We start from the raw sequence: 20,670 nt of genomic DNA on the forward strand, positions 1-20,670 counted from the left end.
GTGGACAACTCCGCGACTGTGGAAAACTTCCTCACCCTCACGGGTGATCCCGCTCCGGCGGTCATCCGCCGGGCAGCTCCAGATCGCTCTTGTTCAGCTCCTCGATGTTCACGTCCTTGAACGTGAGCACGCGCACCTGCTTCACGAAGCGCGCCGGCCGGTACATGTCCCACACCCAGGCATCCGCCATGGAAACCTCGAAGAAAACCTCGCCCTGGACCGAGTGCACCTGCATCTCGTAGTCGTTGGTGAGATAGAAGCGGCGCTCGGTCTCGATCACGTACTTGAACAGACCGACGACGTCGCGGTACTCCCGATAGAGCTTGAGCTCCATCTCGGTCTCGTACTTCTCGAGGTCCTCGGCGCTCATGGCATGTTCCCCTTCAGCCGTGCGATCCCACCATTGTGCGCCAGTCCCGTCCGCACCTAGACGATTTCGGTGTCGAGGGTCACGGGCCGGCCGGGGGGACCGTCGTCGAGCAGCCTGCGCAGCAGCTCGGCGAGTCTGGTCGGATACACCGTCTCATGTGCTCGGGCGAGTTCCCGACACGTCCACCAGCGCGCTCCCGCGACACTGCGCCGCTCCAGTTCGGTGAGGGCCGCGGGCCTGGTCGCCGTCTGCGTCGTACGGGCCAGGAAGTACCACTCGTCCTGGTCCCAGCGGCGTCCCGCGAACGGGAAGGAGCATCTGCGCCGCCACAGCACCGGGCCGAGTTCGACCTCCGTGATGCCGGTCTCCTCCGCGAGTTCCCGCAGGGCGGCCTCTTCTCGCGTCTCGTCGCCCTCCAGTCCTCCGCCGGGCGTGAACCACCAGTCGTCGGCCGGGTCCTCCGGCTCGTGGCCGTGCAGGAGCAGGATGCGGTCGTCGGGGTCGAGCAGGACGACCCGGGCCACCTTGCGCACCTCGTGACCAGGAGCGCCCACGGTGTCAGCGGGCACCCGCGGACTCCGCGCCCGCGCCGCGGGAGCGGCCGGAGAGCCGCTTGGCGACCGGGCCCCAGGCGCCGCCGCCCAGGACCAGCACGGCACCCACGACGATCATCGCGAACACCGTCCGCAGGGGTCCCGGCGACGAGAGCGGGCCCAGCTTCTCGAAGCCCGAGGGGCGCTCCAGCATGCCGTTCATGGGCCAGACCACGGCGTCCACCCGCGCCGAGACCGCGCTCGCGGCCACCGTGCCGCCGGCGGCGTCGGTGAGATGGGCGGTGGAGTCCAGGGAGCCGCTGCGCTCGTCGCCCAGCAGGAAGAGCCGGCCCTTGGGCACGGTCACCGTGGGGAAGTTCCTGATCCCGGACAGGCTGTCCTCGGCCAGGTACGGCTCGTCGATCCGCTTGCCGTCGACGGTCAGCCTGCCGTCCGTGCAGCAGGCGACGGTGTCGCCCCCGACGGCGACCACGCGCTTGACCACGGGCGCGTTGCTCACCCAGGTCTTGTCGGTGAAGACGACGACGTCCCCGCGGCGGATCTCCTCGCCGCCGACGCGCTGCGCCAGCACCCGGTCCCCCACGCCGATCGTCGGCGCCATCGAACTGGTGGGCACGGTGTACGGCCGGTAGAGCACGGCCGCCCAGGCGAACCCGCCCAGGAACAGCACCAGGCCCAGCGCCATGACCAGCCCGGACACCCGCTGCCCGGTCCGGCCGCCCGCCGCTCCGCCGCTCGCGCCACCCGCGCGCGGCGCCGTACGTGTCGTGCTCTCGCCACCCATGGGTCCGCACCCTACCCGGCGGTACCGACGGCGGGCAGCCCCTCACCAGCCACGGGGGCCGGCCTCCGGGCAAAGCTTTCCCCAGCCGTTTCCCGCCCTTCACGGCCGGCCGCGGCCACCCGGCGTCGCACGGCGGTAGGCGCCGCTTCGCCGAAACGCCGGACGCCTCGCCGCTCCGGAGGGGAGCGGCGAGGCGTCCGGCCCGTGCCGCGGGGCACGAGCAGTGTGGCGGCGGACCGGTCAGCGCGTCGTGGCCGCCTCGATCCGGCGGCGCCGCCACAGCACCAGCGGCACGGCGCCCGCCAGGGCAAGCCCCTGCGGCGCCCCGGTCAGCGCGGCGGACCGGGTGCTCAGGTCCTGGTCGAAGGTGTCCGGAACCGGCAGGGTGCTCCAGCGGTTCAGCGGCCAGGCGATCACGATGGCGCGGCCGACGACCTTGTCCACGGGGACCATGCCGCGGTTCACGTCGGCCTGGTTGTACCGGGAGTCCCGGGAGTTCTGCCGGTGGTCGCCCATGACCCAGATGAAGCCCTTGGGCACCTTCACCTTGAACTGGCCGCCCTGGTCGTCCTGGCTGCACGGGGTGTTGCCGGGGTAGACGTACGGCTCGTTGAGCGCCTTGCCGTTGACCTTGAGCGGGCCGGTGCCCTTGCACTCGATCGTGTCGCCGCCCACGCCGACGGCCCGCTTGATCAGGTCCTTCTCCTCGGCGGACGGCATGAGGCCGATCCAGCTGAGGAAGGTCTGCAAGGCGTTCGGGTCCGGGGTCGGCTCACCGGCCAGCCAGTTGGCGGGGTCGTTGAAGACGACGACCTCGCCGCGCTCGGGCTCGGAGCCGAACCACGGGGTGAGCTTGTCGACCAGGACCCGGTCGCCCTGCTGCAGGGTGTTCTGCATCGAGTCCGAGGGGATCGAGAACGCCTGCACCAGGAAGGTCTTGATCAGCAGCGCCAGCACGAGCGCGATGCCGATCAGGATCGGCAGCTCCTTCCAGAAGGAGCGCTGCTTCTTCGGCTGGGGGACGGTCCCGCCGGCCTCTGGGCCGTCGGTCGGGGGCCGGCCTCCCGACCGTCCGTCGTCCCCGCCGGTTCCGGGCTCATTCCCGGAGGTCACGGCGCCGTCCGAGGCAGGGTCGGCCGCGCCCACGGGACGTCCGCGGTGCTCCTCGCCGTCGTGCCCGGACCGTGCGCCAACCGCCACATCCCCCACGCCAACTCCTTACTCTCTGCCGCCGCCTGCCCCATGCGCGGTGCAGGCCCACCACTCCCATAACGAGCGGGAGTTCCGCAGGGCTCGGGAGTCTGATCGTTGCGTTCGAATCGTCCGGGGCAACCCTATGCGACGGCCGGACGGACGCCGTCGACCCCCGTGCCGCGTCGGACACGGAGGCGTAGGTGCTCGGCTCGTCGAGACTGTTCCAGCGTCCCACGGGCCAGGCGATGACGCGGGCGCGTCCCACCACCTGGTCCTCGGAGACCGTGCCGCCGTACTGGTTCTGGTGGGCGCGGGAGTCCGCCGAGTTGGCGCGGTGGTCGCCCATCACCCACAGCCGCCCCCGGGGGACGGTGACGTCGAACTCGGACTCGGACGGGGCGTTGCCCGGATACAGGTAGTCCTCGATCAGGGGAACGCCGTTGACGGTGACCCTCCCCTGGGTGTCGCAGCACCTGACCCGGTCGCCGCCGACGCCGACGACGCGCTTGATCAGATCCTTCTCGTTGTCGGACGGCAGCAGGCCGATGAAGGTGAGCGCCTGCTTGACCTGCTTGATGACGACGGGGTCGTCCTTCTTCGCCGTCGTCTGCTCGCCCTGGAGCCAGCCGCCGGGGTCCTTGAAGACGACGACGTCGCCGCGCTGCGGCCGGGAGCCGAACCAGGGCGTCAGCTTGTCGACCAGGACGCGGTCGCCGATCTGGATCGTCCGCTCCATGGAACCGGAGGGGATCACGAACGCCTGGACGAGGAAGGTCTTCAGGACCAGCGCGATGAGGACCGCGACGCCGACGAGGAGAGGTATCTCCTTGATCGCGGAGCGTCTGCGGCGCCGCTTGACCTTCTGCTGGAGCTTGCGGCGCTCCGCGCGGGACCTGCCGCCCGCCGGTCCGGCGGTCCGCCGCACGCCGGTGGGGAGCAGATTGTCGGCGGCGCTGCTGCCGACCCCGCGGGGCCTGCCACGGTTACCCACGGGCGCCGCCGGGTGCGGGGACGCGCGCGTAGGCTCCGGGACGCTCCAGCCGGGTCCAGCGGTCGCGCGGCCAGATGATCCAGTCGGCGCGGCCGATGACGTCCTCGACGGGGACCATGCCCCCGCCGGGCGAGCCCAGGCGGTCGCGGGAGTCGCTGGAGGCGCTGCGGTGGTCGCCGAGGACGAACAGGGTGCCGGCGGGCACGGCGACGTCGAAGCGGACCGTGGACGGGCGGTCACCGGGGTACAGGAACGCCGACTCGTCGACCGACCGTCCGTTCACCCGGATCCTCCCCTCCTTGTCGCAGCAGACCACGCGGTCGCCCCCCACGCCCACCACGCGCTTGATGTAGTCGGCGGCGCCGAAGTACCCGGTTCCGTCGAACACCACCACGTCGCCGCGGCGCGGTCCGGCACCGAAACGGTACGCCAACTTGTTTACGAGAACGCGGTCTCCGATCCTCAACGCGGACTGCATCGATCCGCTCGGGATCTCGAACGGCCGCACCACGAGCGTGTTGAGTATCAGCAGAAACACCAGGAAGACCAGCAGGGTGAGACTGATCCGGCCGCCCGGAAGCCATCCGGCGATCCGCGCCACCGACGACGAACGCGACCGCTCCTCCCGGCCCTCGGGTTCCGGGGTGTCCGCGGAGCCGGAGGGGAGGGAGGAGCGGTCGCGCTCGGTCTGCTGTGCTTCGGTGTCCATCGGGGCCAGATGCTATCCGGCCCCGCTGTGGACTCCGTGGGGGACGTCGGGGGACGCCCCCGGAGGCGCTCAGTTGTCGCGCTTCTCCTTGATCTTCGCCGCCTTGCCGCGCAGCTCGCGCAGGTAGTACAGCTTGGCGCGGCGGACGTCGCCCCGGGTGACGAGCTCGATCTTCTCGACGATCGGGGTGTGCACCGGGAAGGTGCGCTCGACGCCGACGGAGAAGGAGACCTTGCGGACCGTGAAGGTCTCGCGCACCCCGGCGCCCTGGCGGCGGATCACGACGCCCTTGAACTGCTGCACACGGGAGCGGTTGCCCTCGATGACGCGGACGTGGACGTTGACCGTGTCACCGGGGCGGAACGCCGGGACGTCGGTGCGCAGCGACGCGGAGTCGACGGTGTCGAGCAGGTGGGACATTTCGTCTGCTTTCTTCGCTGATGCCACAGGTCATCAACGGACCTAGAGATCTGGGTGAGAGTGCCGTGCCCGTCGGGGCGGACGTCGTGTCCCCCTGTGGCAGGGGCGCACGCCGGACGGCGCACAACAGCCGCCTATTCTTCCACGGCCTCGGTCCTGCGCCAAAATCGGCCGAGGCGCTCCCCCTCCGGGTCGGGCGTCCAGCCCAGGATGGAGAGCATCTCGCGGTCCTTCTTGTCGAAGGCAGCGGGGGCGCAGCGCTCGATCAGGTCGGGCCGGTGGGCCGTCGTGCGCCGCAGTGCCTCGTCGCGGCGCCAGCGGGCGATCTTGCCGTGGTGGCCGCTGAGCAGCACGTCGGGGATGTCCCGGCCGCGCCACTCGGGCGGCTTGGTGTAGACGGGGCCCTCCAGGAGGCTCGCCATGGCGCCGGGCGCGAAGGAGTCGTCCCGGTGCGACTCGGCGTTGCCGAGGACGCCTGGTAGGAGCCGGGCCACCGCCTCCGTGACGACCAGGACGGCCGCCTCCCCGCCGGCGAGGACGTAGTCCCCGATGGAGACCTCGTGGACCGGCATCCGGGTCGCGTACTCGTCGACGACGCGGCGGTCGATGCCCTCGTAGCGGGCCGGGGTGAAGATCAGCCAGGGCCGCTCGGACAGCGCGACGGCGAGTTCCTGGGTGAAGGGGCGGCCGCTCGGGGTGGGAACGATCAGGCAGGGCTGCCGCGCGCCCGCCTCGTAGCCGTCCGCCAGCACCCCGTCCAGGGCGTCGCCCCAGGGCTCGGTCTTCATGACCATGCCGGGGCCGCCGCCGTACGGGGTGTCGTCGACGGTGTGGTGCCGGTCGCGGGTCCAGCCGCGCAGGTCGTGCACCTGGACGTCGAGCTGCCCGCGCGCGCGTGCCTTGCCGACGAGGGAGACGTTCAGCGGCTCCAGGTACTCGGGGAAGATCGTGACGACGTCGAGCCGCATCAGCTCTCGTCCTCCGCGTCGCGCGACGAGGCGGTCTCCGCCCGGTCGTCGATCAGGCCGGGCGGCGGCGTGATGACGGCGCGCTGCTCTGCCAGGTCGATCTCGGCGACGATCTCCTCGACGAAGGGGATCATCACCTCCGAGCCGTCGGGGCGCTCGACGATGAACAGGTCCTGCGAGGGCAGGTGGGAGATCTCGGTGATCCGGCCGACCTCCGTGCCGTCCGCGGTCACCACGTCGAGGTCGACGAGCTGGTGGTCGTAGTACTCGTCCTCGCCCTCGGGCAGTTCCTCCGGGTCGACGTCGGCGATCAGGACGGTGTTGCGCAGGGCCTCGGCGCCGGTGCGGTCGTGGACGCCCTCGAAGCGCAGCAGGAGCCGGCCGCTGTGGACCCGGCCGGTCGCGACGGTGAGCGGCCCCGTGGCGGCGGGGTCGGTGGTGAGGACCGCGCCGGGACCGAGCCTGAGTTCGGGCTCGTCGGTGCGCACCTCGACGGTGACCTCGCCCTTGATGCCGTGGGCGCGGCCGATCCGCGCGACTACCAGCTGCACTGTGCTTGCTCTCCTGTCGGACTGTGCTGTCGGAGGACTGCGCGCCCCCGGGCTCCGTACGACTGCGGGCCGGGGACGGCCCAGTGGCCCTCCCCGGCCCGAGCCGGTGCTGCGTTCGGCGTCAGCGGACGTGGTCCACGTCGACGAGGTCGACACGGACGCCCCGGCCGCCGATGGCGCCCACGACGGTGCGCAGAGCGCGCGCGGTGCGGCCGTTGCGGCCGATCACCTTGCCGAGGTCGTCGGGGTGCACCCGGACCTCCAGCACGCGCCCGCGACGCAGGTCGCGCGAGGCGACCTGCACATCGTCAGGGTTGTCGACGATGCCCTTCACGAGGTGCTCGAGAGCCTCCTCGAGCATGCTCAGGCCTCGGCCGACTCGGACGCGGCGGCAGCCTCGTCCTTCTTCTCCGCCTTCTTCTTCTGGGTGATCGCCTCACCCTTGCCCTCGTCGTCGCCGCCGAGCGCCTCGAACGACGGGCGCGCCTTCTTCGGCTCGGCGACGAGCAGCGGAGCCGGGGCGGGCTCGCCCTTGAACTTCTGCCAGTCGCCGGTCTTCTTGAGGATGGCGAGGACGGGCTCGGTCGGCTGCGCGCCGACACCGAGCCAGTACGCGACGCGCTCGCCGTCCACCTCGATGACCGACGGGTTGTACGTCGGGTGGTACTTGCCGATCTCCTCGATCGCACGGCCGTCACGGCGGGTGCGGGAGTCGGCGACGACGATGCGGTAGTGAGGCGAACGGATCTTGCCCAGACGCTTCAGCTTGATCTTGACTGCCACGGGAGTGGGTTCTCCTGGTTTTGACGTGGTGGGGCACGGCGGAATGCCGCGTGGGGTTGCGGTACCCGAGTGCCCGACGGACGCGTCAGCCGGAGGAGAGAGGGGTCCTGTGCGGCTGTCGAGTACAGCTAGCCATTGTGCCACACCCCGCGGGCCCGCCGTCCGCCGAGGGGGCGGCGCCCGCTCGGCGGGCACGACTGAGCGGCACCCGGCGGACCGGGTGCCGTCCCAGCGGGCCGTACGGCCGCCTCGCGCGTGGGTGCCGCCTGCACGACGTACCCGCTGCGCCGACGCCGCGTGTGAGACCGGCAGCCACGAGATGCCGGTGTGCCACGCGGCGGCGTCAGGCGGCCCCGACCACCTCGGGGATGCGGAACGGCTTCCCGCAGCCGCCGCACACGATCGGCGCCTGGGCCAGTACCGACGGCACGACCCGGACGTTGCGGCCGCAGTCGCAGACCGCCTTGACGCGGACGCCGCCCCCGGAGGAGCCGTGCCGCGCGGCCGGACCCCGGAAGGTACGGCTGGTGTCGGCGGAGGTCGCCGCGGTGTGGGCCTTCAGCGCGCGCTGGAGGCGTTCGATGGTCGGGCGGTAGCGGCGCTTGGCCTCGGGGTTGAGCGTGACCAGGGAGAAGCCGCTGCTCGGGTGCGGCTCCTCGGGGTGATCCAGGCCGAGTTCCTCGGCGATGGCCAGGAATCGGCGGTTGTGGTACCGGCCGGCCCGGGAGGTGTCGCGGACGCCGCGCGAGGCGGCGATCCCGTGGACTGCTTCGTGAAGCAGCCGCTCGAAGGAGAGCTCGTGCCCGCACGCGGACGACGACTCCCCGATCAGGGACTCTGGCGCGGCGAGATCCGGCAGCTCGGGGTGGTACCGCTGAATGTCGGCCCACGCCTGCGCCAGTTCTGCGGCGAGAACAGGTGGTGTCTGTGTCGTGCTCACGTAATGACAACGAGCCGGAGTGCCGCTGTGTTCCGATTCCAGGGCATCCCAAATAATTTGCACGTACCCGTCAGTTGTGAATGATGCACACCGACGAGGGCGGGTGCGCAGATCTGCGGAGAAGCCTCGCAGCTCGCCACAAGCTGGTGCGTAGCCCCACGTACGCCCCCGCGCGCAGGCCGGGCGCGGACGGCCGGGCCGATGGGATTCGCAGATGCGCAAGAGCCGTTTCGGCCGCTCCCGGCTCTCCCCCCGCCGTCCCCTCGGGTTAACGCGCGCCACGGCCGCGACGTTACCGGTCGTGTCCCCAGCGTCCGGCACCGCCCCGTCCCTCCCCGCTCCGCGCCGTCCCTCCCCCGTCCTCCCCCGTCCTCCCCGCTCCGCTCCTGCCCTCCCCGCACATCCCCGTCCCTCCCCGCCGCGTCCCGGCCCGTCCCCTGCCGGACCGGACGCGTGCGGGACTCCCGGCGCCCGCGGGCCCGGCGCGGGAGGTTCCCGGCGCACGCCTGCGGGACGGATGCCTCCGCCGTGGCGCGAGGGTACGGGCCCGGATTACCGGAATGTGAATTCTGGCCATGAACGCGGCCGGGCCGCAAGCAGGTCCTCACGACCCCTGGACGCGGGGACGGGCGCGGAGTTACCTGGCATACGGGGGGAGCGCGAGCGCATGCCACGGGGGCGACGGAATCGGGCATGGCGACAACTCTCTGCGGATTGGGGCGCTTTACATGACACCAACGCTCGTGCGTCAGCACCGGCCGCCCGCGGAAACGGTTCTCCGCGTGGACCGGGGTGCACGCGCGCGTGACTGGTCCGAGATCCAGGAGCGGATGCTGGTCCCGCTCTACGAGGCCGTCTACGAGCGACTGGAGGTGGGCCCCGGCACCAGACTGCTGGGCCTGGGCTGCGGCAGCGGACTCGCCCTGCTGATGGCGGCGTCCCGGGGCGCGGCCGTCACCGGTGTCGAGTCCTCCTCCCCGGAGCGGCTGGCCCTGGCACGGCGGCGGCTGCTTCCCGAGGAGCCCGGCAGAACCCGCGACGGGGACACGCGCACGCGTGCCGACGCCCGGCTGCTCGACGCCCGCCCGCGGGCCGCCGCCCCGGAGGACCCGGCGTACACCCTGGTGACCTCGTTCGAGCCCGTCGGCTGCCCGGCGGACGGCTCGGAAGAGCTGGGGGGGACGCTCGCGGCGGCGGTGCCGCTCGCCCGGCGGGGCTCGCCGGTGGTGCTCGCCGGCTGGGGTCCCCCGGAGCGCTGCGCCACGTCGTCGGTGCTGCGGGTGGCCACGAGACTGGCCGATCCCCTGCGCGGTACGGGCAGCTGGCGTCCCGCGCGGCGCGACGACCTGGAGGAGGCGGCGCGGCGCGCGGGCCTGCGGCCGGACGGTTCGGGCCGGGTGGCCTGCCCGTTCGGCTACGCGGACACCGGCAGCGCGGTGCGCGGACTGCTGTCGACGGGCCTGTTCGACGCGGCGGTCGCCGCGACCGACCGGGCGCAGGTGGACAAGGAGGTGGCGGAGGCGCTGCATCCGCATCAGCGGCGGGACGGCACGGTGTGGATGCCGAACGTGTTCCGCTATCTGATCGCCCGGGTGCCGTGAGGCCGGCGTCCTACGGGGCGTCGTCCTTCTTCAGCCGGGTGATCCCGGCGACCCGGTAGGCGTCGGCCTCCTCCAGGGTCTCGCTCTCCAGCAGCGCGAGCGCGAGTGCGTCCAGCTTCCCGCGGTGGTCGCGGAGTTTGCGGCACGCCTCCTCGTAGCAGCCGTCGACGATGCGGCGCATCTCGTCGTCGATGACGTCGAGGGTCTGCGGCGCCGCGGAGAGGCCGTACGCCTGCTGGGCGTCGCTCGGCAGGGCGGAGAGCCTGCCGACGCGCTCGCTCATGCCCCAGCGGGCGACCATGCCGCGCGCAATGTGGGTGACCTGTTCGAGGTCGTTCTCGGCGCCCGTGGTGACGACGCCGTAGACCACGTCCTCGGCCGCCATGCCGCCGAGGGCGCCGATGATGCGGCCGCGCAGATACTCCTCGGAGTGCGCGTAGCGCTCGACCTCGGGGGTCGACATCGTCACCCCGAGCGCCCGCCCGCGGGGCACGATGGTGACCTTGCGGACCGGGTCGGCGCCCGGCTGGAGCATGCCGAGGAGGGCGTGCCCGCTCTCGTGGTACGCGGTGCGCCGACGGTCCTCCTCGGGCATCACGAGCGTGCGTTCGGCGCCGAGCTGCACCTTCTCCAGCGCCTCGGACAGATGGGCGGCGCTCACCCGGGACTGCTTGCGCCTGACGGCGAGCAGCGCGCCCTCGTTGGCGAGGTTGGCGAGGTCGGCGCCCGTCATGCCGGGGGTCTTGCGGGCCAGCTGGACGAGGTCGACGTCGTCGTCGAGGGGGATCTCGCGGGTGTGGATCCGCAGGATCGCCTCGCGTCCGCGGCGGTCGGGCGGGGAGACGTTGACGACGCGGTCGAAGCGGCCGGGCCGGGTGAGGGCGGGGTCGAGGATGTCGGCGCGGTTGGTCGCCGCGATGACGATCACGCCCTCCGCGCCGGAGAAGCCGTCCATCTCGGTGAGGATCTGGTTCAGCGTCTGCTCGCGCTCGTCGTGGCCGCTCACCGAGGCACCGGCGCCCCTGACCCGTCCGATGGTGTCGATCTCGTCGATGAAGATGATCGACGGGGCCACCTTGCGGGCCTCGGCGAACAGTTCGCGCACCCGGGAGGCGCCCACGCCGACGATCATCTCGATGAACTCGGAGGCGGAGGCGGAGAAGAACGGCACGCCCGCCTCCCCGGCCACCGCCCGCGCCAGCAGGGTCTTGCCGGTGCCGGGCGAGCCCGCGAGCAGCACGCCGCGCGGCATCTTCGCGCCCATGCTGCGATACGCCTCGGGATGCTCCAGGAAGTCGACGACGTCGTCCAGTTCGCCCTTGACCTCGTCGATCCCGGCCACGTCGGCGAAGGTCGTACGGTCCTTGCCGGGCAGGAGCTCGACCGGCTTGGGCGGCGGCTTGCGCCCGAACATGCCGCCCGCGCCGCCGCGTCCCGGGGTGAAGCGCCGGGCGACGAAGATCCACAGGGCGACGATGACGGCGAGGGGCGCCAGCGAGATCAGCAGGTTGGTGAGGAGGCTGCGCTCCTTCACCACCGGCTCGGCGGTCACGGTGACGTCGTTGGCGCTCAGCCGGCGCCAGAGCCCGTCGTCCGCGAAGGCCGGGCGCTGGGTGCGGAACGTGGTGTACCGGCCGCCGCCGGGGTTGTCCCGGGCGCTCTTGAGTTCGCCCTGGATGGCGTCGCCCTTGGAGTAGATCTTGGCGACGTTGCCGGCGCCGACCTGTCGGCTGAACTCGGTGTAGGAGATCGTCGGCTCGTCGCCCCTGCCGAAATAGCTCAGCCCGGCCCACGCCAGCAGGAAGACGATCACCGCGGTCAGGGCGAGGCTCCACCAGCGGCCGCGCATCCGTCGGCCGCCGGGCCGTCCGGGCGGTTCCTCGGGCGTGCCCTCGGTGCGCCACGGCCGGTCGGGAGCCTTGCGTGGTGGCGCCGCGTTGCTCATATCTGGACGTTACGGCAGACGGCGGTCCACGGCACGCGCAAAAAGGGCGCCCCCGTCGGCGGGGGCGCCCTCTGCGGCGCAGGGACGGACCGGGCCCGCGCGGGCCCGGTCAGCCCATGAACTTCTTGAACTCGTCCGGCAGCTCGAAGTCCTGTCCGGCCTGCTGGCCCGGCACCCCGAAGGCGCCGCCGCCCTGAGCGGCCGCGGCCCGGCGGGCGGCCTCCTCCTGCTCCTGCTGCTTGCGCTTCATCGGGTTGCCGGAGCGCTGCTTGCCCTTGGCCTTCTTGGGCTGCTTCTTGGCGCGGCCGGGGCCGCCGCCCATGCCGGGGATCCCCGGCATGCCGGGCATACCGCCGCCCTGGGCCATGCGGGACATCATCTTGCGGGCCTCGAAGAACCGCTCGACGAGGTTCTTCACGGCGCTGACCTCGACACCGGAGCCCTTGGCGATCCGCGCGCGGCGGGAGCCGTTGATGATCGTCGGCTCCTGGCGCTCGGCCGGGGTCATCGACTTGATGATCGCGGCCGTGCGGTCGACGTCGCGCTCGTCGAGGTTGTTGATCTGGTCCTTCATCTGGCCCATGCCGGGCAGCATGCCGAGCAGTTTGGAGAGGGAGCCCATCTTCCTGACCTGCTCCATCTGGGCCAGGAAGTCGTCCAGGGTGAAGTCCTGGCCCTTCTTCGACGCCAGCTTGGAGGCCATTTTCTCGGCCTCTTCCTGACTGAACGTCTTCTCCGCCTGCTCGATCAGGGTGAGCAGGTCACCCATGTCGAGGATGCGGGAGGCCATCCGGTCCGGGTGGAAGGCGTCGAAGTCGCCGAGCTTCTCACCGTTGGACGCGAACATGATCGGCTTGCCGGTGACCTGGCGGATCGACAGGGCGGCGCCACCGCGGGCGTCGCCGTCGAGCTTGGAGAGCACCACGCCGTCGAAGCCGACGCCGTCGCGGAACGCCTCGGCGGTGTTGACCGCGTCCTGGCCGATCATCGCGTCGACGACGAAGAGGATCTCGTCCGGGGAGACCGCGTCGCGGATGTCGGCGGCCTGCCGCATCATCTCCTGGTCGATGCCCAGGCGGCCGGCGGTGTCCACGATCACGATGTCGTGGACCTTGGCCCTGGCGTGCTCGATGGAGTCCTCGGCGACCTTGACGGGGTCCCCCACGCCGTTGCCCGGCTCGGGCGCGTAGACCGCGACACCGGCGCGCTCGGCGACGACGCTCAGCTGGTTCACCGCGTTGGGGCGCTGGAGGTCGCAGGCGACGAGCAGCGGCGAGTGGCCCTGCTCCTTCAGCCAGTGGCCGAGCTTGCCCGCCAGGGTGGTCTTGCCTGCGCCCTGGAGACCCGCCAGCATGATCACGGTGGGCGCGGTCTTGGCGAAGCGCAGCCGCCGCGTCTCGCCGCCGAGGATCGTCACGAGCTCCTCGTTGACGATCTTCAGGACCTGCTGGGCGGGGTTCAGCGCCCGGGAGACGTCGGCGCCGAGGGCGCGCTCCTTGATGTTCTTGATGAACGAGCGGACGACGGGCAGGGCCACGTCCGCTTCGAGGAGCGCGATGCGGATCTCGCGCGCGGTGGCGTCGATGTCCGCCTCGGAGAGCCGTCCCTTGCCGCGCAGGTTCTTGAAAGTCGCTGAGAGGCGATCGGAGAGAGTATCGAACACGGCGCTCGCGGTCCTCGGGGTCGGTGGCAGCTGGGAATCGCCCTCCAGGGTATCCCGGCCGCGCGGGTCGCCGGGATCCCCCGGTTCACCCCCGCAGGGTCTCCTCCAGCTTGCGGGCCACGGACACCGCCTCCTCGCCGGGCAGCGGCGCCCCCTCGGGACCGGTGACGTAGAACGCGTCGACGGCGTTGGCGCCCAGGGTGCCGGCGTGCGCGCTGCGCACCCGCACGCCCGCGTCCTCCAGCGCGCGGCCGATCCGGAACAGCAGCCCCGGCGCGTCCTGCGCCCGCACCTCGATCACCGTGGCCTGCCGGGAGGCGGCCGGGTGGACCGAGACCCGCGGCGGCGGCGCCACCACGCCCCGCCGCCGCGGATGGGCGGCGTCCCGCTCCGCGAGCCGGCCCGCGATGTCCAGCGAACCGTCCAGGGCCCGTACGAGGTCGGCGCGCAGCCGGGCGGCCTGCGGCAGGGAGCCGTACTGGGCGGCGACCCGCCAGTTCAGCAGCAGGACGGTGCCCTCGACGCCGTCGGGCAGCTCGATGGCGCGCAGCTCGGCGGTGCGCACGGTCAGCCGGTGCGTCGCGAGGACGCCGGACACGGCGGGCAGCACGCCCGGCTGGTCCGGTACGGCGATCAGCAGTTCGACCCCGAGCGGCTCCGGATCTCCGGAGGGCGGCTCCCCGGCCGGCGGCTCGGTCTGCGCGCGCAGGGCCAGTACGGGGCTGCCGGTGGCGACCGCCTCCAGGGCGAGCCGCTCCTGCTCGGCGGTGGGCGCGGCGTCCGCGGGCTCCTCGGGGGCGTCCCCGGCGAGCACGGCGGCGACCCGGGCGACGAGGTCGGTGACGAGGGAGGCGCGCCAGGAGGACCAGGCCGCCGGACCGGTCGCGAGGGCGTCCGCCTCGGTCAGGGCGTGCAGCAGCTCCAGGGTGCCCTGCGAGCCGACCGCGTCGGCGACCGCGCGCACGGTGGCGGGGTCCTCCAGGTCGCGGCGGGTCGCCGTCTCGACGAGCAGCAGATGGTGGCGTACGAGGGTGGCGAGCACCGCCACGTCGGCGCGGTCGAAGCCGATGCGCGCGGCCACGTCCCTGACGATGATCTCGCCGGCCGCCGAGTGGTCGCCGGGCCAGCCCTTGCCGATGTCGTGCAGCAGCGCGGCGACCAGCAGCAGGTCGGGGCGGTGGACGCGGCGGGTGAACCCGGAGGCCCGTACGGCCGTCTCGATCAGGTGCCGGTCGACGGTCCACACGTGCACGGCGTTGCGCTGGGGGCGGCAGCGCACCCGCTCCCAGTCGGGCAGCAGCCGGGTGATCAGCCCCTCGGCCTCCAGCGCCTCCCACACCTCCACGGTGGGCCGGCCGGAGCCCAGCAGGGTGACCAGCTGCTCGCGGGCCTCGGCGGGCCAGGGCGCCGGCAGCGGGCGCACCCCGGCAGCCATCCGCCGTACGGCGTGCAGGGAGAGCGGGAGTCCGGCCTGCGCGGCGGCGGCCGCGGCCCGCAGGGGCAGGACGGGGTCGCGGTCGGGGCGCGCGGCACGGGCGAGCACCACCTCGCCGTCCTGCTCGACCACCCCCTCGGCCAGCGGGGAGCGCTCGACGGCGGGCCTGCCCCCGCCCATGAGGGCGCGCAGCCTGGGCCGCACGGCGCGCGCCCGCAGGACGCGCCCCACTTCGCGCCAGGTGACATCGCCGGCGTAGGCGATCACCCGGGCCGCCTCGTACACCTGCCGCAGCAGGGTGTCGGCGTCGAGCAGTCCGAGTTCGGCGGCGACCTGGTCCTGCTCCTGGAGGGCGAGCCGGTCGGTGGCCCGCCCGGTGGCCAGGTGCAGGGCGTCCCGTGCGTCGAGGAGCCGGCGCCGGGCGTCGTCGAGGCCCTCGCGCGGGGCGTCTGCCAGCCAGGACGCGGCGACGGCGCGCAGGATGGTGGCGTCCCGCAGTCCGCCGCGCGCCTCCTTCAGATCGGGCTCCAGCAGGTACTGCAGCTCGCCCTGGCGCTCGGCGCGCTCGGCGGCCAGCTCCTGGAGTTCGGGCAGCCGCCTGGACGCCTGGTTGCGCCAGTCGGCGAGGACGGCGGTGCGCAGCCCGGCGGTCAGGGAGGCGTCGCCCGCGACGTGGCGGGCGTCGAGCAGGCCGAGCTGGACCTTGAGGTCGTCGGCGGCCGTCCTGCGGGCCTCGGCGGGTGTGCGCACCGAGTGGTCGAGGGCGAGGCCCAGGTCCCACACCGGGTACCAGACGCGGTCGGCGAGCGCGGCCACCGCGCCGCTGTCGCCGCCGTCGTGCAGCAGGAGCAGGTCGAGGTCGCTGCGCGGGGAGAGCTCACCGCGGCCGTAGCCGCCGACGGCCACCAGGGAGACCCCGCGCGCGCCCTCGGCACCGGCCGCGAACAGGCCGCTCAGCCATGCGTCGGTCAGCCGCGCGAGGGCGGCACGGCGCGGCGGCCCGGACCGCGTCCCCTCGGTGAGGAGACGCAGCCGGGCCGCCGCGTAGCCGCTGGGTCCCGAGTCCTCTGCATCCGTGGAAACGTCCGTGCTCGTCACCCAGCGACTCCTGTTCTGTTCGCCCGTCTCAGAGCGCGTCGGGCCCGCGCTCGCCGGTCCGGACCCGTACGGCCGTCTCGACCGGGAGCGACCAGACCTTCCCGTCGCCGATCTTGCCGGTGCGGGCTGCCTTGACGACGACGTCGATCAGCTGCTCGGCGTCGTCGTCCTCGACCAGGACCTCGATACGGATCTTCGGGACCAGGTCGACGGTGTACTCGGCGCCGCGGTAGACCTCGGTGTGGCCACGCTGCCGACCGTAGCCGCTGGCCTCGGTGACCGTCAGTCCGTGCACGCCGAAGGCCTGGAGGGCCTCCTTGATCTCGTCGAGCCGGTGCGGCTTGACGACGGCGGTGATGAGCTTCATGCGTCCACCTTCTTGCTCTCGGCCGCGGGCACCGGGGCGGGGGCCGCGGCTGCGGTCCGGGCGGCACCGCCGCCGGCGCCGCTGAAGTCGTACGCGGTCTCGGCGTGCTCGGCCTGGTCGATGCCGGCGATCTCGTCGTCCTCGGAGACCCGCATGCCGATCGTCCGGTCGAGGAGGAAGGCGAGGACCGCGGAGACGATCAGAGAGTAGGCCAGGACGGCGAAGACGCCCGCGCACTGCTTCCAGAACTGGGTCAGGCCGCCGCCGTAGAAGAGGCCCGCGACGTCGGACTGGCCCTTGCCGCTGGCGAAGAAGCCGATCAGCAGGGAGCCGACGACACCGCCGACCAGGTGGACCCCGACGACGTCGAGCGAGTCGTCGTAGCCGAGCTTGTACTTCAGGCCCACGGCCATGGCGCACAGCAGACCGGCGATGGCTCCGACGGCGATCGCGCCGAGCGGGGTGACCGCGCCGCCCGCCGGGGTGATGGCGACCAGACCGGCGACCGCGCCGGAGGCGGCGCCCAGCGTGGTGAACGCGCCGTGGCGGATCTTCTCGTAGAGGAGCCAGGCGAGCATGGCGGCGGCGGTGGCGACCTGCGTGTTGACGAACATCAGCGCGCCCACGCCGTCGTCGTTGCCGAGCCAGGAACCGGCGTTGAAGCCGAACCAGCCGAACCACAGGAGCGCCGCGCCCAGCATGACCAGCGGCAGGCTGTGCGGGCGCATCGGGTCGCGCTTGAAGCCGACCCGCTTGCCGATGACGAGGATCACGCCGAGCGCCGCGGCACCGGCGTTGATGTGGACCGCGGTGCCGCCGGCGAAGTCGATCACACCGAGTTCGTAGGCCCAGCCGCCGGCGCCCCAGACCCAGTGCGCGACGGGGAAGTAGACGATCGTGGCCCACAGGGCGACGAACAGCGCCCAGGCGGTGAACTTGACGCGGTCCGCCAGGGCGCCGCTGATCAGCGCCGGTGTGATGACCGCGAACATCAGCTGGAAGACCAGGAAGACGAAGACCGGGATGGTGTAGCCGTCCCACAGCTCCGTCAGCCCGATGTTGCTCAGGCCCACCCAGTCGGAGTTCCAGCCGATGAGGCTGCCGGAGTCGGTGCCGAACGCCATCGAGAAGCCGTACAGCACCCACAGGATGGTGACGATCCCCAGGCTGATGAAGCTCATCATCAGCATGTTCAGGGTGCTCTTGACGCGGACCATGCCTCCGTAGAAGAAGGCAAGGCCCGGGGTCATGAGCATCACCAGGGCGGAACAGATGAGCATGAAACCCGTGTTGGCGGCGGACAGCCCGGGGGCGTCTGCCGCGAGCGTGATGGCTGGAGCCATCGGCGTCTCCTCGTCGTAGGTACGGCCCCGTGCGGGCGAAGCCTGGGCGGAGTGAGGGGTGGGCCGGTTATGCGCCATGAGATTGGCGCAGCGCCGTTTCGGTGGAGGCCCCTCGCTGTTTCGCCGCCGTGACGAAGGCGCCGGGCGTGTTACGCGTGGGTGAACGGGCGGATCGGCCGCGCGGTCGTCGCCGCGGCACGGCCGTCGCCGCGGGAAAAGGGCCGGCCGCGGCCGGCCTTCCGATGACCTGGCACGGGGGAGCCGAGTCGGGCGGTTCGGGAGGGCCGGCCGCGGCCGGGGTTCTGCGGGTTCCCGGGGTCTGCCGGGCGTCAGACCGCCTCGGCGGCCTCGGGGAGTTCCACCGCGAGCTTGTCGGTGAGGTCGACGACCTCGGCGAGATCGCCGAAGTCGCGCGCCGCGGTGTCGATGGTCTTTCGGATACGAGTGTTCACGCGCTCGGAGCGCACCTTCTTGGCGGTCCGCATGGCCTGTTCGGCGTACACGGTGCTCTGCTCGGGCTCGCGCCGCAGCAGGTGGACCGTGGCCATGCCGATGAGGTTCAGCGCGTACGACCGCTGGTGCTCGTCGTCCTTGGCGAACAGGTCCACGGCCCGCTGCATCACGGGCTCGGCCAGCGAGGCGTACGTCGGGCTGCGGCCCGCGACATAGGCCAGATCGCGGAAGGAGTGGGAGTTCTCGCCGTACAGCTCGGCCTCGGAGAAGAAGCGGATCCAGTCGGGATCGGGCTCGTCCCAGTCCTCGGCGTCGGCGAAGGTGTCCTCGGCCATCCGGACGGCGCGCTTGCACTTGCCGGGCTGGCCCATGTTGGCGTAGGCGCGGGCCTCCATCGCATACAGCATCGACTGGGTGCGTGGGCTCGCGCAGTCCCGGCTGCCGTACTGGGCGAGGTGGATCAGCTCCAGGGCGTCGTCGGGCCGGCCGAGGTGGATCATCTGCCGGCTCATGCTGGACAGCACGTACGAGCCGAGGGGCCGGTCACCGGCCTCCTTCGCGGCGTGCAGCGCGAGGACGAAGTACTTCTGGGCGGTGGGCTGGAGACCGACGTCGTACGACATCCACCCCGCCAGCTCGGCCAGTTCCGCCGCGACCTTGAACAACTTCCGCGCGGTGCAGTCCGGCTGGGGCTCCTGGAGCAGGTCGGTCACCTCGTGCAGCTGGCCGACGACCGCCTTGCGGCGCAGCCCGCCGCCGCACTGGGCGTCCCACTGCCGGAACATCACGGTGGTGGACTCCAGCAGGTCCAGCTCGGGCCGGGACAGCCGGCCGCGCGCCCGGGAGGACGGCACGGGCCGGTCCTCCCGGTACAGGGCGGGCGGCGCGGGGACCAGCCAGCGCTGCATGGGCTCGATCAGCGCCGGGCCCGCGGACAGGGCGAGCGAGCTCCCGAGGAAGCCGCGCCGGGCCAGCATCAGGTCGCTGCGCGAGAACTCGCCGAGCAGGGCCACCGTCTGCGGGGCCGTCCAGGGCAGGTCCACCCCGGACACGGACGGTGACTGGCGGGCGGCGCGCAGGCCGAGGTCCTCGACGGAGACCACACAGCCGAACCGCTCCGAGAACAGCTCCGACAGGATGCGCGGGATCGGCTCGCGGGGGTTCTCGCCGTCCAGCCAGCGGCGTACGCGCGAGGTGTCCGTGGAGATGTGGCTGGCGCCCAACTGGCGTGCACGGCGGTTCACTTGGCGGGCGAGCTCGCCCTTCGACCAGCCGCTGCGCACGAACCAGGACGCGAGCAGCTCGTTCGGGCGCTTGTCGGTGTGCGCTGCGCCACCGCCAGTCGTGCCGCTCTCCCCGTTGCCGCTCACTGGAACGCCCCCATCCCTTGGACCACTTGTCACTGAGTGCGCCAAGCCTTATCAGAATGCCGGTAAATACCGTCGCCCGTCCGGCAGTTCTCACCCTTCGAACGGAAAGCCGACTTGCCTGCGGCATACCCGAGCGTGCATGCGCCCCGAGGCTCCGAGCACACACAGTAATCCTACGATCACGGCCCCAGCCATGGCGGTCCCGGAAACGCCACCATTCGCCACCCCATCGAATGAACTCTCGCCCGGCGCAACACGATTCACTTGACAGAGGACGGCCGGAAGCAGGCGGAACGAAGCACTCAGGGGCGCGTGTCGCCGCATCCACCACCCCGGGCACCCCGATGCGCCGCGTGAACCGGGGGCCGCGCCGGGTACGGGCCCTTCCGGAGAACACAGAGGGTCACCACCCGCATCCGCGTCGTAACCACCGGCGTACTGGACCCGTTGGAGAGGGCATGGGCTTCACGATCGGCGCCATCCGCGAGATCCGGTCCGGCACGCGTCGGCGCGGCCGCTCCTCGGAGTGCACGGCCGTCGCCGAGTTCACCGGACTCTGGGGCTGGGACGTGGTCCCGGGCGCCCGGACCGCGGGGGGCGCCTGCTCCTGCGGCCGCCGCGACTGCGCCGCGCCCGGCGCGCACCCGCTGGACTTCGCGCCCCCGGTCCCCGCGGGCGCCACGCTCGGCGAGGCGACGCGGGCCTGGTCGGAGTTCCCCGGCGCGGCGGTGATGCTCCCCGTGGGGCGGGCGTTCGACGTGATCGAGGTGGCCGAGGCGGCCGGGCGCCGGGCCCTGACCCGGCTGGAGCGCATGGGCCTGCCCGTCGGCCCCGTGACCGCCACCCCCGACGGGCGGGCCCACTTCTTCGTCGCCCCCGGCGCCGCCGCGGACCTCGCGCAGACCCTCTACCGCATGGGCTGGGACGACCGCACCCGGCTCGACCTGCGCGGCCTCGGCCCCGGCGCCTGTGTCACGGCGCCCCCGTCCGACCGCGGCGGCCTGGGCCCCGTGCGCTGGCTGCGCCCGCCGTCGCTGGACACGGCGAGGAAGCCGCCCGCGGCCCGGCTGCTGCTGGGGACGCTGGCCTACGTGTCGCATCGGTCGCGCGCCTGACGGCACCCGCGGGCGG

General features: G+C 72.5%; 20 protein-coding genes. 2 read left to right on the top strand and 18 right to left on the bottom strand.

Translation table 11 applies throughout. From position 1 onward, the window contains the following. Positions 1-61 precede the first annotated feature (61 nt). The 12 genes from SZN_RS08520 to SZN_RS08575 form a co-directional block, all read right to left on the bottom strand. Positions 62-370: a DUF2469 domain-containing protein gene (locus tag SZN_RS08520; RefSeq protein ID WP_003965949.1), complete on the bottom strand. Its 309-nt coding sequence runs from the start codon at positions 368-370 to the stop codon at positions 62-64. A gap of 56 nt (positions 371-426) precedes the next feature. Then, the gene (locus SZN_RS08525) at positions 427-939 is read right to left on the bottom strand and encodes an NUDIX hydrolase (RefSeq protein WP_043729333.1); all 513 of its coding nucleotides are present in this window, start codon (positions 937-939) and stop codon (positions 427-429) included. Beyond that, positions 929-1,708, bottom strand: a complete 780-nt coding sequence (gene lepB, locus SZN_RS08530) for a signal peptidase I (RefSeq protein ID WP_043729336.1) — start codon at positions 1,706-1,708, stop codon at positions 929-931. Before lepB (SZN_RS08530) ends, SZN_RS08525 begins: the two co-directional genes overlap by 11 nt. 240 nt (positions 1,709-1,948) lie before the next feature. After that, positions 1,949-2,917 (bottom strand): signal peptidase I, encoded by a 969-nt coding sequence (gene lepB, locus SZN_RS08535; protein ID WP_078508501.1) that lies wholly within the window; start codon positions 2,915-2,917, stop codon positions 1,949-1,951. Next, the gene (gene lepB, locus SZN_RS08540) at positions 2,805-3,893 is read right to left on the bottom strand and encodes a signal peptidase I (RefSeq protein WP_007493335.1); all 1,089 of its coding nucleotides are present in this window, start codon (positions 3,891-3,893) and stop codon (positions 2,805-2,807) included. The genes lepB (SZN_RS08535) and lepB (SZN_RS08540) overlap by 113 nt, the downstream gene beginning before the upstream one ends. Beyond that, positions 3,886-4,602: a signal peptidase I gene (gene lepB / locus SZN_RS08545; RefSeq protein WP_007493337.1), complete on the bottom strand. Its 717-nt coding sequence runs from the start codon at positions 4,600-4,602 to the stop codon at positions 3,886-3,888. Before lepB (SZN_RS08545) ends, lepB (SZN_RS08540) begins: the two co-directional genes overlap by 8 nt. Positions 4,603-4,671: 69 nt before the next feature. Then, the gene (gene rplS, locus SZN_RS08550; protein ID WP_007493339.1) at positions 4,672-5,022 is read right to left on the bottom strand and encodes a 50S ribosomal protein L19; all 351 of its coding nucleotides are present in this window, start codon (positions 5,020-5,022) and stop codon (positions 4,672-4,674) included. A gap of 134 nt (positions 5,023-5,156) precedes the next feature. After that, positions 5,157-5,990 (bottom strand): tRNA (guanosine(37)-N1)-methyltransferase TrmD, encoded by an 834-nt coding sequence (gene trmD, locus SZN_RS08555; protein ID WP_007493341.1) that lies wholly within the window; start codon positions 5,988-5,990, stop codon positions 5,157-5,159. After that, on the bottom strand, positions 5,990-6,541 hold the full coding sequence (rimM, locus tag SZN_RS08560; RefSeq protein ID WP_007493343.1) for a ribosome maturation factor RimM: 552 nt from the start codon (positions 6,539-6,541) through the stop codon (positions 5,990-5,992). The genes trmD and rimM overlap by 1 nt, the downstream gene beginning before the upstream one ends. A gap of 121 nt (positions 6,542-6,662) precedes the next feature. After that, positions 6,663-6,902 carry an RNA-binding protein gene (locus SZN_RS08565; protein ID WP_005479813.1) on the bottom strand — a complete coding sequence of 80 codons (240 nt, stop codon included), beginning with the start codon at positions 6,900-6,902 and terminating at the stop codon, positions 6,663-6,665. Positions 6,903-6,904: 2 nt separating this feature from the next. Beyond that, the gene (rpsP, locus tag SZN_RS08570; protein ID WP_007493347.1) at positions 6,905-7,324 is read right to left on the bottom strand and encodes a 30S ribosomal protein S16; all 420 of its coding nucleotides are present in this window, start codon (positions 7,322-7,324) and stop codon (positions 6,905-6,907) included. Positions 7,325-7,667: 343 nt separating this feature from the next. Beyond that, a complete protein-coding gene (locus SZN_RS08575; RefSeq protein WP_007493349.1) occupies positions 7,668-8,264 on the bottom strand; it encodes a hypothetical protein in 597 nt (198 codons plus the stop codon). Positions 8,265-8,992: 728 nt separating this feature from the next. Here SZN_RS08575 and SZN_RS08580 point away from each other — a divergent pair. Then, positions 8,993-9,865: a class I SAM-dependent methyltransferase gene (locus SZN_RS08580; protein WP_063741741.1), complete on the top strand. Its 873-nt coding sequence runs from the start codon at positions 8,993-8,995 to the stop codon at positions 9,863-9,865. 10 nt (positions 9,866-9,875) lie between these two features. Here SZN_RS08580 and ftsH read toward each other — a convergent pair whose 3' ends face one another. The 6 genes from ftsH to nsdA all read right to left on the bottom strand — a co-directional run bounded on the left by ftsH (position 9,876) and on the right by nsdA (position 19,539). After that, complete coding sequence (gene ftsH, locus SZN_RS08585; protein WP_007493354.1) at positions 9,876-11,810, bottom strand: ATP-dependent zinc metalloprotease FtsH; 1,935 nt, start codon at positions 11,808-11,810, stop codon at positions 9,876-9,878. Between the two features lie 109 nt (positions 11,811-11,919). Beyond that, the gene (gene ffh, locus SZN_RS08590; RefSeq protein WP_007493357.1) at positions 11,920-13,473 is read right to left on the bottom strand and encodes a signal recognition particle protein; all 1,554 of its coding nucleotides are present in this window, start codon (positions 13,471-13,473) and stop codon (positions 11,920-11,922) included. Between the two features lie 85 nt (positions 13,474-13,558). After that, positions 13,559-16,006 (bottom strand): [protein-PII] uridylyltransferase, encoded by a 2,448-nt coding sequence (locus SZN_RS08595; RefSeq protein ID WP_007493360.1) that lies wholly within the window; start codon positions 16,004-16,006, stop codon positions 13,559-13,561. A gap of 28 nt (positions 16,007-16,034) precedes the next feature. Next, positions 16,035-16,373 carry a P-II family nitrogen regulator gene (locus SZN_RS08600; protein ID WP_007493361.1) on the bottom strand — a complete coding sequence of 113 codons (339 nt, stop codon included), beginning with the start codon at positions 16,371-16,373 and terminating at the stop codon, positions 16,035-16,037. Then, positions 16,370-17,716: an ammonium transporter gene (locus SZN_RS08605; RefSeq protein WP_007493363.1), complete on the bottom strand. Its 1,347-nt coding sequence runs from the start codon at positions 17,714-17,716 to the stop codon at positions 16,370-16,372. The genes SZN_RS08600 and SZN_RS08605 overlap by 4 nt, the downstream gene beginning before the upstream one ends. 329 nt (positions 17,717-18,045) lie before the next feature. Beyond that, entirely contained in the window at positions 18,046-19,539 is a 1,494-nt protein-coding gene (gene nsdA, locus SZN_RS08610; RefSeq protein ID WP_007493365.1) for a transcriptional repressor NsdA, read from the bottom strand. A gap of 458 nt (positions 19,540-19,997) precedes the next feature. Between nsdA and SZN_RS08615 the strand changes: the two genes are divergently transcribed. Further along, positions 19,998-20,654: a bifunctional DNA primase/polymerase gene (locus tag SZN_RS08615; RefSeq protein WP_007493367.1), complete on the top strand. Its 657-nt coding sequence runs from the start codon at positions 19,998-20,000 to the stop codon at positions 20,652-20,654. The last annotated feature ends 16 nt before the right edge of the window (positions 20,655-20,670 follow it).

The organism is Streptomyces zinciresistens K42 (assembly GCF_000225525.1).
Lineage (GTDB): Bacteria > Actinomycetota > Actinomycetes > Streptomycetales > Streptomycetaceae > Streptomyces > Streptomyces zinciresistens.